The sequence below is a fragment of the Pseudomonas sp. genome (assembly GCF_028293835.1).
In the GTDB taxonomy this organism is placed as follows: Bacteria; Pseudomonadota; Gammaproteobacteria; order Pseudomonadales; family Pseudomonadaceae; genus Aquipseudomonas.
Genome location: NZ_JAQGNX010000127.1, coordinates 69089 through 82724, shown reverse-complemented (window position 1 = coordinate 82724; position 13636 = coordinate 69089). Strand labels below are relative to the sequence as shown.

Below are 13636 nucleotides of genomic sequence, written 5' to 3'. Positions count from 1 at the left end.
TGCTAGAACAAGACTTTGCCCAATTCGCTGCAAAACACCACCAACGCACGGCCCACTTCGTCAATGCCTTCTTCGTCCCGTTGGCCACGGAACAGCACGGCCGACACGGTGAAATCGATGGCGCCCGACGGCGAATACACCGGCGCGGCAATCGCCAGAATACCCACCGAAAAATAACCGTCGTCTACGGCCCAGCCGCGCTGTGCGGCCAATTGTACGTCGTCGCGGTACACCGGGAACGGCAACGGACGCGCCCAACGAATATGCTCGAAGCCTTCCTTCACCTTCTCGTCGTCCAGGTCCACTTGGGTGGCGAACAACCGACCACTGGCGCCCATGAGGATCGGCAAGCGCTGCCCCTCGGCCATGTCGATTCGCACATCAGTGGGGCTGGCCGCAGAGCTGACAATCACAATCCGGTCCGGGCCCATGCGCCGCCACAGAGTGACGGTCACTCGCAACCTGCCTGCCAGGTCCTGCAACAGCGGTTTGGCGAATTGCACCCGTTCGCCTTGGGTCACCAACTGGCCCACTAACCGCGCCAGACCTAAGCCGGCGGAATAACGCTTGGACAGCGGATTAAAATCCACAACGTCTTCCATCACCAACGTACGCAGGATGTTGAAGCAGGTACTCGGGTTGATACCGAGAATCCGCGCAATATCCACCGAGCGCTCGGGCAGACCACCCTGGCTCAAGTGCCGCAGGATGCGAATGGCATTCGACACCGGCTTGACGCTCACGGCACCGCCCTTTTGCGATTCACCGGTAACCAGCGCCTCGGCATTTTCGGAGGCGGAGCTGTCAAATTCGGAGCTGCTGATATCAGAACGGGCCATCGTGCATACCGGTAAGAACGGGCGAAGCCGCATTCTATACTGAGAACGCTCTACTAAATAAAGTTTAATATGGAAATATTCACGGTGCTCGCAGAGCTAAGCCAGCTATCTGTAGAGCCAACTTGTTGGCGAGAGGTTGGATGCGGTGGATCAGATACGCCGCCTCGCCAACCCGTTGGCTCCTACAGATCGATACATGGCGATGATTCAGGCGACCACGGGATGTTTCGACGGTTACAGCAAAGGTCGGTCCCCGGCAAACGTCGCCCTCGGCTGATGGACATACCGCCGGGCATCCTGTCCGTCGCAACGGAATCCACTCAAGCGCAACTCCCGCAGTTGGTCCGCCTGGGTAATACGCGTGTTCTGGCGCAAATAGTCCAGCCATGACTCGACAATAAAGCGCTCGACGTAATGCTCATCATCAGTAACGTCACGGTACAGCCGCCAGTTTTGTACGCCGTTGCGACGGCGGGCCTTTCCAACCGCATACACGGTGTCGAGAAACGCCTCGCGCTCGGCCCGTACGACCCGATAGCCTATTTCGATGGAAACCGGCCCTGACTTATGATCAACCTCCGTCGCCAGTACCAGCTTGTCGGTCGGCTGAGCCAAGGCGTAATCGGCTTCCTGGCCCAGCTCAAGCTGACTGCGGTTGGTCAGCAACAAACCAAACACCAGGGTCAGCGCAGCCAGCAGCAGGCTTTGACTCAACCCGACGTACTGCGCCAATGCGCCCCAGATAGCGCCACCGATGGCCATGGCGCCCATCAGCATCAGCAAATACACGGACGCCACCCGGGCTCGCACCCAGTTCGCCGAGCAGGTTTGCACCACCGTGGAAATGGTTGCATTGACTGCCATCCACGACATGCCGGCAATCAACAGCATGGCGCACACCACCACACGATTCTGGGAGACCGCTGCCGCCAACGTCGCCAGGGAGAAGCCAATAGCGCCAGCGACAATCAGGTAACGCAGCGGAAAACGCCGGTACATGGCCGTTAGGTTGAACGCTCCGATGACCGCCCCGGCGCCCATGAAGCCCATCAATAAACCATAGCCACCTGCGTCCATTCCCAACTCGTGCTTCGCCACCAACGGCAGCAACGCCCATAAGGCACTGGCGCTGAGGGTAAACACGAAGGTTTGCTTCAGGGCGCTGGTCATGGCTGCCGAATGCCGGATATAGCGCAAACCACTGCGCAATCCGCCGCCGAAGCTTTCAGGCGGCAAGCCCTCCGGTTGATGACGAGGCGTGAACGTCGCTACCAGGACAATCACCCCGATAAAACAACCGGCGATGATGACGAATACCGAGGCAGCGTTCCAGTAAGCAATCAATGCTCCCGCCAATGCCGGGCCCAAGGCGCGTGCTGCATTGGTGGAAATGCCATTTAACGCCACAGCGGACGGCACCTGATGGCGAGGCAATACTGAAGTGATGGTGACCATCCACGCCGACATGCTCAGCGCGCTGCCGGTGCCCAGCAGGAAGGTGAACAGCAGCAGCGACCAGTCGGCGAGCATCCCGCTAAACGACAGCACGCTGAGCGCCAGGCCCGCGACGAGCATGATCGCCTGCGTCAGCATCAGCCATTTTCGTCGGTCCACCAGGTCGGCAATTACCCCACCGGGCAGCCCAAACAGGAACACCGGTAGCGACACCGCGGTTTGCACCAACGACACCATCAATGGTGAAGAAGAAAGCGTGGTCATGATCCAGGCGGCAGCCACGGTTTGCATCCAGATCGCCAGATTGACCATGGCCCCAGCGGTCCACAGCCAGAAAAACGCTTTGTGCCGCAGGGGGCTCCAGGTGGAAGCGCGGGGCTGAGTGCTTTGGGCGAGCGAGGAAGAACGGGAATTATCCATGCTCACGCGGCCCACCCAAACGGCCTTCAGCACGTGCCGGACTGAGCTGGCGAGGCGTGCCGACCCGATTGCTCAGCGTCCCGATGCCGTCGATGGAGGCCTCAATCAAGTCCCCCGGCCGCAGAAACCGTCCCGTTTCCAGGCCAACGCCATGGGTTGATCCGGTGAAGATCAAATCACCGGGACGTAATTCTATCCGGGCGTCGAGAAAATTCAGCAGCTCATCCACCGGAAAAATCATCTGCCGCGTGTTGTCCTCTTGGCGCAATTGGCCGTTCACGCTCAAACACAGGTCCAACTGTGGCTGATCGACGCCGATTTGATCCAGCGTGACAATCCACGGCCCGACCGGGGTGGTGCGGTCCATGGCTTTTTGTGTGAGCAGGTCCAGTCGACCGATGTGCCGCCCAGCGTCGCGAGCGCTGATGTCGTTGCCGCAGGTGTACCCCAGCAGACACGCGCTGGCCCGGGGTTCATCGCCCAGTGGGCGCGCGACCACTGCCACCAGTTCAATTTCATAATCCAGCTCGGCCGTGAGCGCCGGGTACTGGATGTCATCGTAAGCGCCGACCATGGCCGACTCGGGCTTGATGTACGCCAGCGTGTGTTCTGGCGCCACACTGCCGAGCCGTTGCAAATGGGTCAGGTAGTTAAGACCGACGCCGAACACCCGTGCGCCGGGCTCCAGCGGCGGCAACCATTGACAATCGCTGACCGCCAGCGATGCGTCATCCAGCTGCAAAGCGCTCGTTTCTCCCTGGGCACATTCCGCTGCCCATTGGGCGAACGGTGCGCGAATACGTTGCAATCGGCTGGAGTCGGCATTGACCAGCGCCCAGAATGCTTCGCCTGCAAACGCTACCCGCGCCAGGCGCATGGCTAGCGCTTACTCGCCAGGTATTCCGGGTCGAGCACTTCTTCCGGGGTACGCACGCTTGGGCCAAGGATCGGTCCGACCATTTCATGGCCCCACAGGCTCAACGTCTCCGGGTTCAGCTCGAAGGCATCGCCCTGCCAGGGTTCAATTTCGGCAATGGTTTCGAAGGCGAAGCCCGAGGGCGTGAAATGGTAGAACGACAAGTGCGGGTCTTGGGTGTGCTGCCCCAGGGTCATCATCATCGGCAGCTCGCGCTTTTTCACGATGTCATAGGTTTCGCCGACATCGCGAATGCTGTTCACGAACAAACCGACGTGCTGTACACCCATGCGCCCGACGCCATGGCCATAAGCGATGTCGTGGCTGGTGTGGTGGTTGAGTTTTGAACGGAAGAAACCTGTGCGCCCTTTGCCCGCGCCCGCCCCATACCAATGGAAGCCCATGATCCCAGTAAGGAAGTGTTCCAGTTCCGGTGTGTATTCGGGGGTAATCACCACCACATGGCCTGCACCGCGCTCATTGGCGAGAAAACCGCCATGGGGACGCCCCGGCATGAATGAACGTGGGGTCCATTTCTGGCCGTAAAACAATTCATGCTGATAGCCAACTGGGTCGCGAAAGCGAATCAGTTCACGTACGCCGCGTTTCTCGCACAGCGCTGCATCACCCCGGATGACCTCGACGCCGTTGGCTTCAAATGTGGCAATCGCCGCATCGAATGCCTGGCGCCCCGTGGCTTCCCAGCCAATATAAACCAGACGGTCTATATTGCCAGGATGGAAAGCGAAGCGATGACGGCGGTCGTCAATCTTGAAGTACAGCGACTCGCTGTCACTCTGGGGCGAGGGGGCGATGCCGAAACCCATGACCTGCGGGCCATATTCACGCCACGCCTCCAGGTTCGGGGTTTCGAAGCCCAGGTATCCAATGCCAATGATGTCCATGAAGGTGCACCTGTTGTTCTTGTTTGTGGGTGTTATGTCTGTTTCGAAACAGTCAGATTGCCAGCAGTCCGCCGTCCACCACGATGTCAGAACCCGTGATGAATGAAGCCTCATCAGACGCCAGGAACAACGCCATGGCGACCACTTCCTCGGGCTCGCCAGGGCGATCCATCAGTACGCCGTCGAGCAACGCCGCCCGGGCCACCGGATTCTCGAGGAAAGGTGCCGTACCGGGCGTGGCTATAAAACCAGGGCTGATACTGACCGCTCGGATACCCACCGGTGCGCCTTCCACGGCCAATTGCCGGGTAAAGGCAATGACCGCACCTTTGGCTGCGGCGTGGGCGCTGATACCGGCGACTTTCGAACCACCCCAACCAGCGGTCGACGAAATATTGATGATCACCCCGCGCTGCTCGGCGAGGTGATGCCAGGCATATTTGGTGGTGTAGAACAGCAGGTCCACTTCGTTGCGGATGGTGAAGTGCCAATCCTCGATGGACAGCTCGCTCACCGGCCCGAAACGCGCTGCGGAGGCATTGTTATAGAGCACGTTGATGCGTCCGTGTTCTTCCACTGCGGAATCGATCCAGGCCTTGGCCTGCTCATGATCACCGAGGTCTACCGGCGCGTAACCGTACAAGTGCAGCCCTTCGGCGTGCAGCAAGGCAGCGGTCTGTTCATTGGCGGCAGTTTGAGTATCACAGCCGACGACAATCGCACCTTCACGAGCGAAGCGTAGCGCGGCGGCACGGCCCTGGCCGCCGCCAGTGCCGGTAATCAGTACAACCTTGTCTTGTAAACGACCTGCCATGCGGTGTACTCCCGATGATCCCTGGATACTTGCGTCTACCACTGCTGCCCATCAAGCCGCGTTGTCGGGCGACTCTATAGGTTCCAGCCAGATCGCTTCAGCCGGGCAAGCGGCCGCGCCTTCACGAGCCTCTTCCTCAAGTTCCGGCGGCACTATATTGCTGTCCAAGTACACCAGGCCATCGTCGTCCAGCTTGTAGATGCTGGGGCAGACTGCGGCACACAAGCCGTAACCGCAGCAGCGGGAACGGTCAGCGACCACACGAAATGTTGCTTTGTCTGAACTCATTGTTCTCTCCTTTGTCGGTTCAGTTTGGACCAATAATGAACACTTTTATCGCATATGTAAACTTTCTCTCGACTGCTGGACCTCGGCTCACAAAAAATGGCTGTCAGCCCCACGTGCAAAGGGTATCCGGCCTTTAGAACAATTCAACAAACTGACAGAGGCCTTAAGTTTCTGGTTTTTTCCCCGGCTAAAATGAACAGTTATATGGGTTGTGTCTATTATTTGTGCGGTGCTCGATGATCGGTGACTGGACAGCCAAGGTCGGCTGGAATATTCTGATTTCGACATGCGATTCTTTGACCAGAATCAAATGTCTGTGATCGCGTTGATCACACCGAACAACGCTTGGCTCTATAAAATCAATAAGGAAGCCAAACCATGTCCTCTTCGAAAAACGAAGCGGCGATCGATTTCAGTGAGTTCCGCAGCGCGTGGAAAGTCCTGATTCTGTCAGTCGCTGGTGTCGCCATCAGTATCAACGCTGCTCTGCTTTATGGCTTCGGCACACTGGTGCTGCCCCTCGGTCAGGCCTTTGGCTGGACCAAGCCGGAACTGCAGGCGTGCATCACCTTTCTCTTCGGTGGCGCGGTGGTTTCCTTACAGCTGGTCGGCTGGTTCAACCTGCGCTATGGCATCAAGCGGGTCACAGTGATCTCGCTGCTGTTGTTGGTGCTGGGTTACCTGGCTACCACTCAACTGACCAGTTCGATCTGGTCGATGTATTTGGCTTTTGCTCTGCTCCCCATCGTTGGCATGGGCACCCTGGCCGTGACGTGGACCCAACTGTTGAGCCTATGGTACGACCGCAATCGGGGGCTGGCCCTGGCAGTCGGCTTATCCGGCACCGGGCTCACCGCCGCGATCATCCCGCGCTTACTCGGCTGGGGCATCGAGCATTGGGACTGGCGTGCCGCGTTTGTGATTCTCGCCTTGCTGAATTTACTGGTACTGCTGCCGCTGACGCTGCTCTGGTTTCGCTTGCCGGGCGCCCTGACCAAGAGTGCATCGAAAACCACTGACAACGCTCTGCTGGAATTACCGGGCATGAGCTTCCGGGAGGGCATGCGCTCGGGCAAGTTCTGGATCTGTAACCTGGCGTTATCGATGGTGGTGTCCTCGGTGGTGGGGATGGTCACCAGTACTATTCCGCTGTTGCAATCACGCGGCCTCAGCGCCAGCGACGCGGGGCTGATTTTCAGTGGCTTCGGTATCTCGCTGATCTTCGGTCGTATGCTCATTGGCTATTTGCTGGACCGCCTATGGCCGCCTGCCGTGGCCGCATTCAGCCTGATGATGCCAGCTGTGGGTTGCGTGCTTTATCTGAATGGCGGTGTGGATTTTCACCTTCTGGTGTTGGCGGCGGTACTGGTCGGTTTCGGCGCAGGTGCGGAATTCGATATCGCCGCGTTCCTGGTTGCGCGCTATTTCGGCTTGCGTGAATACGGCCGATTGTTTGGCGTACACCAGGGCCTGAATACCGTGGCGTCAGCCCTGGCACCCTTGCTGTTTGCATTCATGCTCAGCCGTACCGGCGACTACTCGGCGATGTTGATGTACTGCCTGGCATGCTGCGTAGTCGGCCCATTGCTGCTGCTGACCCTGGGTCGAGTACCGCGCTTTGTAGCGCCAGCCCTGTCTGCTCACTCGCTAATCCGTTAATTTCAGCCCTTGAATACAAGAAAGGAAACCTGCGCATGCCCACGTTGACCCTGATCGAATTCAACGGCACCGAACACCGGGTGACGGCTGACATCGGCCAATCGGTGATGCAAGCCGCTAACTTCGCCAGCGTGCCCGGATTACAAGCCGATTGCGGCGGTGCGTGCAGTTGCGCGACCTGCCACGCCTATGTCGACGACGCCTGGCTGAGCCGAGTGCCTGCGGCTGAGTCCGGAGAAAGTGACATGCTCGATTACGCCTGCGGACGTGGCGATAACAGCCGCCTGACCTGTCAACTGATCGTCAGCGAAGCCCTCGATGGCTTAGTGCTGCGTTTGCCTGAATCCCAGTACTGAGTCGGCTTTTATCAGCAGCTCTCAGATCGACTTTTGTAAGGAGTTTCCATGTCACTCGCCTCGGTTGTGATCGTCGGCGCAGGTCAGGCCGGCTTTCAGGTCGCCGCATCGTTGCGTCAGGAGGGCTATACCGGCCGCATCTGCCTGATTGGCGACGAGCCCGGCTTGCCTTATCAGCGGCCACCGTTGTCCAAGGCTTACCTGCTGGGCAAGATCGGCGAGACCGCGCTGCTGTTTCGCCCCGCTGAGTTTTTCGCCACACAGAACATCGAACTGATTCACGATCAGGCCACCGCCATTGACCGTCTGAATCGCCGAGTGCTGCTGGCCTCTGGCGAGGCGGTCAGCTACGACCATCTGGTGCTCGCTACAGGCGCGCATAATCGCCCGCTGCCAGTTCCGGGGGCCGATTCACAGGGCGTATTCGGCATCAAGACCAAACTCGACGCCGACACCCTCGCACCCCTGGCAAAAGCCGTGCAGAACGTGGTGGTAATTGGTGCGGGATTTATCGGTCTGGAGTTTGCTGCCGTGGCTGCGACATTGGGGGCCAATGTGCATGTGCTAGAGCTGGGCGATCGGCCCATGGCGCGAGCGGTGTCCCGAGAGATGTCTGAAGTGTTCCGCCAGGCCCATGAGAGCTGGGGCGTGCATTTCGACTTTCGCCAAGGCTTGTCGAGCATCGAAAGCGACAATGGCAAAGCCTGCGCGGTAAACACCAGCGATGGTCGCCGATTGCTAGCCGATCTGGTGGTGTTCGGCATTGGTGTGATTCCCAACGTCGCGCTGGCGACTGAGGCCGGTCTGGACATTGAAAACGGGATCAAGGTCGACGCCCATTTGCTCACCAGCGACCCACAGATCTCGGCACTAGGCGATGTTGCCAGCTTTCCGTGCCTGCACAACGACCAACAGCCGATTCGCCTGGAGTCGGTACAAAACGCCGTGGACCAGGCGCGCTGCATAGCGGCGCGGCTGATGGGTAAACCGGCAGCCTATGAGGCACTGCCGTGGTTCTGGACCGATCAGGGCAGCCTTAAGCTGCAAATTGCGGGTCTTTCCACTGGCTATGACAGCACCGTCACCCTGGGGTCATTGGAGACTTCGCAGCTGTCGGTCCTGTGCTTTCGCAACAACCAACTGGTGGCCGTGGAGTCCTGCAACCGCCCGGGCGACCATATGGCCGCGCGCAAGATTCTCGCCCGCTCACCGCCGCTCAGCCCATCCCAGGCAGCTGCCGAGGGCTTCGATCTAAAAACCTGGGAATTGGCCAGTCGGCCTTAAGGAGTTTCACTATGAGTAAGGTCTGGATGATTACCGGCGCCTCCCGGGGCTTGGGCGCGCACATTGCACTGGCAGCATTAAAGTCGGGCGACCGGGTGGTGGTCACGGCACGCCGTATCGAAACACTGGACAGCCTGTTTCCCGGTTCCCTGGAGAACGTGTTGAAAGTTGCGCTGGACGTGACGCAGCCAGCTCACGCGCTGGCCGCCACCGCTGCTGCGATGGCGCGGTTCGGGCAGATCGACGTGTTAGTGAACAATGCGGGTTACGGGCAGCTCGGCCCCTTTGAGACGCAAACACCAGAAGACATTGAGCGTCAGTTCGCCACCAACGTCTTTGGCTTGATGAATGTATGCCGGGCGGTGTTGCCGGTCATGCGTAAGCAACGGCGTGGGCATATATTCAACCTGTCGTCCATCAGTGGCGTCATTGGTATGGGCGGTGCGGCGCTGTATTGCGCATCCAAATTTGCAGTTGAGGGTTTTTCCGAATCGTTGACTCAGGAAGTTGCAGGGTTCGGGATTCACGTGACCCTGATCGAGCCCGGTGTATTTCGTACTGACTTTCTTGACGACAGCTCCGCGGCCTTTGGCGCGGTGACACTTGAGGATTACACCGCGTTCGCAGAGAAGGTCCGAGCGTCTTGCGCTGCCGGTAACCATCAGCAAACTGGCGACCCGGCCCGCTTGGGCGCGGCAATGATAGAGCTGGCCGGTCACCCAAAACCGCCCGTGCGTTTTCTCGCCGGTTCGGATGCCTACGTCCAGGTCAACGCCAAACTAAGCAAGATGCTTGATGAGGTCGAGCAGTGGCGGGAGCTGACGGTGTCTACTGACATGCCCACTTCCCGATAACACCCAAACCCCTGTAGGACCAACTTGTTGGCGAGAAATCTGACGCGGTGTGACTGATACGCCGCCTCGCCAACAAGTTGTCTCCTACAGGGACCGCGTTTAAACAATCGCTCAACCCGCTACAAAATACCGCACCGACAATAATCCCTCGTCAAACCGATACACCTCAATGGTCTCAACCCCGCCCTCGCCGCTCACGAACGCATTACGGTGGTGGCAAGCGGCTTCGTTGCCATTGATGATGGTCGCCTTGACCTCGATGCGAATTTTAGCGTTCTGCTGCGCCCACATGCCCTCCAGTACCTGCCAGGCATCGCGCTCAGGATGGCCGACGTACTCGATGCTCAAGCCTTTACCCGCGATGCTGCGGTAATGGGCAAAGAAGCCGTCTTTGTTGCCTGAATTCCAGCACTCCACCTGGCCGTGAAGAAAGTGCTCGATCCTGCTTTTGTCCGGTGTGTTCATATACCTATTCCTGAGGAGTAATCAAACCGCAAGCTTGCGGTGCACCGTCGCGGCGCTGAGTGTAAGCATGACCAAAGGCCCGATCACCGCGCTGCACAGGCAATACAGCAGCACCGGAGAATATGTGCCGAACACCGAATACAGATGACCAAAGAACGCCGGGGCCAACCCTGAAATCACTGTCACCAAGCCCAAATGCAAGCCGAAGATCCGCGCGTAATCACGTAAGCCGAAGTAACGGGCGATCAGGAACGCGGCAATGTCGAACTCGGCCCCGGCGCTGACGCCAATGCAAATTGTCGCCAGCAACAAGCTGCCGGTGGCTGTGGGTCCGCTGACCATAAACAGCACGCAACCCACCGCCGGTATGAACAGGCACGCAGCCGCAACCAGGTTCGGTTGAAAACGGTCGAGCAAATACCCCACCAACAATCGGCTGACGATAATCGACACCCCAAAGCTGCTGAATATCTGGCTGGCCGTCACGCTGGCAACACCCTTGTCCTGCAGATACGGAACGATGGTGGTGATCATCCCGACAATCAACGACACCGACAGAATCAACGCCAGGTTGCAGGCCCAAAACACCCACGTGCGAATCGCCACGTTGAACGGCACGCCGTCCAATGTGCTTTCTGGCGCGGTGGCATTGTCTTTGGTCACCCGCCGCGCCGGAAAACGCAGGTAAACGATCGCCAATGGCAGGGTCAGCAGCAGTGGCATGGCCGCCAACAGCATGAATGCCGCCTGCCAGCCCCCGGTACGCACCGCCCACGCCAATAGCGGCGGCATCAGCATTGCCGCCAGGCCGGAACCGCTCAGGATAATCGCCAACGCCACGCCGCGATTACGCTCGAACCACACGCTGATCAGCTGCGTCCAGGTAATCGCGATGGTGCCTGCGCCTAACAACGGCATGACAAAAAACGCGAAGTACAACCAATACACACTGCCGTTCAACCGGGTCAGGGCCAGATAACCGAGTACCTGCACCAGCAGCGAGACAATGGCCACCCGCCGCAGGCCAAAGCGCGCGTACAGCCAACCCAGCAGCTGCGAACCAATGGCAACGCCAGCGAACAGAAAGGTGATTGAGCTTTGCAGCTCGCCACGGGTCCAGCCAAACGCCTCCTGCAGCGGGACCACTAAGCTGCCGAAGCCATAGAGCAATGCGGAGCTCATGCTGGTCAGCACCCCGGCAACGCCCAGCAGCACGATGCGCCAGGCCAAGGAGAATTCACTGGGCGCCAGGCCTCGGTCAGATGAAACAGGCAAAACGGACATGGCAACGCTCCCGACGCCCCGCCGCTGTTCGGCAGCGAGGTATCGTTTGGGGTTAATGGGCTTTTAGCGCTGCGTCGATCTTGGGCATGTTGACCATGGTCGCGCCGCCGTCCACCAACAACGATGTGCCGGTGATATAGCTCGCTTCGTTGGACGCCAGAAACATCACTGCCGAGGCAATGTCTTCCGAGCGGCCAAGGCGCGGCACCGGGAAATTCGCGGCCAATGCGTGAGGTAGCTCTTGCCCGAGGGTTTCGTGCATATGGTCGGTGCCGATCAGGCCAGGTTCGACCACATTTACCAGGATGTTCAGCGCGCCAAACTCCGCCGCCAGCCCACGGGCGAAGGCGTTCATGAAGGCTTTGCTGGACCCATAAGGGATCAACTGCGGGGTGTATTTACGGTTGGCTTCACCGGAGGAAATGAAGATCAGCCGGCCTTTATCCCTGGACTTGGACAGGTGCGGCGCAGCGTCCTTCGCCAGCCAGAACAGCGACTGAATATTGCTGCGTACGATGTGATCGAAGGTCTCGTCCGCCATGTCGACGATAAACCCCCGGCTCGTGTCAGCTGCGCAATGCACAACGATATCCAGTGCACCGAAGACCGCTATGCCGCGGTCGACCATGCCTTTAATCGCCCCACGATCTGCAACATCACCGCCTACCAGGCAGGCTTTGCCGCCCAGTGCCTCGATCATGCCTACGGTTTCTGCGCCTCGGCTCTCAGTACGGGCGCTAACCACCACCTGCGCACCTTCGCTGGCGAAGGCCAAGGCGATAGCGCGCCCCATGCCGCGACCGGCGCCAGTGACCAGTACCACTTTGTCGGTAAATCTCATCGTTCAGGACCTCTTTTTATTGTTCTTTTCAGGCAAGCGTGGCTCTGGCTTTCAACGTCAGAGTTCAGAACCGGGCACATTGCGCGACGGCCCGTTACGGCGGTCTGATTCACCCCAGGCCAACCAACGATCCGGTTCGCGGGTATCGCCCACTTTGCGCCAGCGACCTTCCTGCTGGGCCGTAATCGGGAAGCCGCCAACGAAGTCGATCATTTCGCCTTTAGGGTCCGGCAGGAACTCCCACTCTTCCTTGCCATCAAGCACGATTCGCGCCGTGTCGACGAAGTAACTGCCTTCCTTGTGTTTGACTTGGCCCTCAATGTCGGTGGTAACCCGCACTTCGCCCTTGTCGTTGGCAAAGATTGCGTACCCCAGATGATCATGACCGACCATAAACGAGCCGGTGTCCCAACTGCCGTCCTTGTAGACCGTGGCGAATGTCCACCAAATCACGTGTTTGTTGTTGTTCACCACCAAGTCTTTCATGAAGTGGATCGCGCCGCCTTCGGCCATATAGAACTGGTCAAGGGCCATGGCGCCTTTCACCGGTTTACCGTCGCAGACGCCAAAAATATCCCAGACCTGAGAGACATAGAACGTGCCCCACTCCACACCCGGCAGATACCACTGCAACCCCGGAGCCAGCAGGCGCCCTTCGAGGCTGAACAGGCCTTCTTCTTTCCAGGTGATGCGTTCGCTGGACGCAGTGATTTCCCACCCGTTGCCCGCTTCACCGGGCTGGCTGGTCCAAATCACAGTGTCGCCGTCTACTCGTTGCGTTGGTTTTGGGGTGAGTGCCTGGGTGGCAATTCGCGCCTGATCCATGCGCAGGTGCTTGCCGTCCACCAGCGTCGACATGTAAAAAAACTTGGTCGGATTCGGCGTGCCGTTGGGCGCCATAATCGAACGCACAAAGGAGTAGATATTGCCCTCTTCGTCACGCACCGAGCCAAACGGTGCGCTCTTGCTCAGGTGCAAGCCAAAATAACTGCGCTCGCCGGCCATGGCCGGGCCGCTGACCTTGTGCGGGCCGACCAATTGCTGAAAGCCAAAGTCGCCGCGCTCAGGGATAGTCTTGAAGGTTTTCATGAATGCTCTCTTGTTATTGGAAGAAATGAAAACAACGCAATGCTGCGAATCAGTCCGGATCACCGGCAGCTTTGAAGTTCAGGGCGGTGCTGTCACTGCTCATGGTGGGGCCTTGGGTCGTTCTTGCTTTAAAGGCTGTCCACGAACTTCGATGGTATCCAGATGCT

At 58.8% G+C, this 13636-nt stretch carries 14 protein-coding genes; 4 read left to right on the top strand and 10 right to left on the bottom strand.

What is annotated here, in order from left to right:
- Positions 1-2: 2 nt before the first annotated feature.
- The 6 genes from JWR17_RS17930 to JWR17_RS17905 form a co-directional block, all read right to left on the bottom strand.
- Positions 3-839, bottom strand: a complete 837-nt coding sequence (locus tag JWR17_RS17930) for an IclR family transcriptional regulator (RefSeq protein ID WP_299833298.1) — start codon at positions 837-839, stop codon at positions 3-5.
- A 234-nt stretch (positions 840-1073) separates the two neighbouring features.
- Positions 1074-2714 (bottom strand): MFS transporter, encoded by a 1641-nt coding sequence (locus JWR17_RS17925; RefSeq protein WP_299833297.1) that lies wholly within the window; start codon positions 2712-2714, stop codon positions 1074-1076.
- Positions 2707-3591: a fumarylacetoacetate hydrolase family protein gene (locus tag JWR17_RS17920; RefSeq protein WP_299833296.1), complete on the bottom strand. Its 885-nt coding sequence runs from the start codon at positions 3589-3591 to the stop codon at positions 2707-2709. The genes JWR17_RS17925 and JWR17_RS17920 overlap by 8 nt, the downstream gene beginning before the upstream one ends.
- Before the next feature lie 2 nt (positions 3592-3593).
- Complete coding sequence (locus tag JWR17_RS17915) at positions 3594-4535, bottom strand: VOC family protein (RefSeq protein ID WP_299833294.1); 942 nt, start codon at positions 4533-4535, stop codon at positions 3594-3596.
- Positions 4536-4587: 52 nt separating this feature from the next.
- On the bottom strand, positions 4588-5349 hold the full coding sequence (locus JWR17_RS17910) for an SDR family NAD(P)-dependent oxidoreductase (RefSeq protein ID WP_299833293.1): 762 nt from the start codon (positions 5347-5349) through the stop codon (positions 4588-4590).
- Between the two features lie 51 nt (positions 5350-5400).
- Positions 5401-5637 carry a ferredoxin gene (locus JWR17_RS17905; protein WP_299833292.1) on the bottom strand — a complete coding sequence of 79 codons (237 nt, stop codon included), beginning with the start codon at positions 5635-5637 and terminating at the stop codon, positions 5401-5403.
- Between the two features lie 378 nt (positions 5638-6015).
- Between JWR17_RS17905 and JWR17_RS17900 the strand changes: the two genes are divergently transcribed.
- From JWR17_RS17900 to JWR17_RS17885, 4 genes are read left to right on the top strand one after another with little or no spacing between them, the layout of a single operon-like run.
- Positions 6016-7296: an MFS transporter gene (locus JWR17_RS17900; RefSeq protein WP_299833291.1), complete on the top strand. Its 1281-nt coding sequence runs from the start codon at positions 6016-6018 to the stop codon at positions 7294-7296.
- 35 nt (positions 7297-7331) lie between these two features.
- Positions 7332-7652 (top strand): 2Fe-2S iron-sulfur cluster-binding protein, encoded by a 321-nt coding sequence (locus JWR17_RS17895; protein ID WP_299833290.1) that lies wholly within the window; start codon positions 7332-7334, stop codon positions 7650-7652.
- A 48-nt stretch (positions 7653-7700) separates the two neighbouring features.
- A complete protein-coding gene (locus tag JWR17_RS17890; RefSeq protein WP_299833289.1) occupies positions 7701-8936 on the top strand; it encodes an FAD-dependent oxidoreductase in 1236 nt (411 codons plus the stop codon).
- 11 nt (positions 8937-8947) lie between these two features.
- Entirely contained in the window at positions 8948-9790 is an 843-nt protein-coding gene (locus JWR17_RS17885) for an oxidoreductase (protein ID WP_299833288.1), read from the top strand.
- Positions 9791-9901: 111 nt separating this feature from the next.
- Here the strand turns inward: JWR17_RS17885 and JWR17_RS17880 are convergent, their stop codons facing one another.
- Genes JWR17_RS17880 through JWR17_RS17865 form a run of 4 tightly spaced genes read right to left on the bottom strand, consistent with a single transcriptional unit; the run spans position 9902 to position 13469 of the window.
- Positions 9902-10255: a nuclear transport factor 2 family protein gene (locus JWR17_RS17880; protein ID WP_299833287.1), complete on the bottom strand. Its 354-nt coding sequence runs from the start codon at positions 10253-10255 to the stop codon at positions 9902-9904.
- A gap of 21 nt (positions 10256-10276) precedes the next feature.
- Positions 10277-11539, bottom strand: coding sequence for an MFS transporter (locus JWR17_RS17875; RefSeq protein ID WP_299833286.1), 1263 nt, complete (start codon positions 11537-11539; stop codon positions 10277-10279).
- Positions 11540-11591: 52 nt separating this feature from the next.
- On the bottom strand, positions 11592-12380 hold the full coding sequence (locus tag JWR17_RS17870) for an SDR family oxidoreductase (RefSeq protein WP_299833284.1): 789 nt from the start codon (positions 12378-12380) through the stop codon (positions 11592-11594).
- Between the two features lie 57 nt (positions 12381-12437).
- Positions 12438-13469 (bottom strand): hypothetical protein, encoded by a 1032-nt coding sequence (locus JWR17_RS17865; protein ID WP_299833283.1) that lies wholly within the window; start codon positions 13467-13469, stop codon positions 12438-12440.
- Positions 13470-13636: the final 167 nt, after the last annotated feature.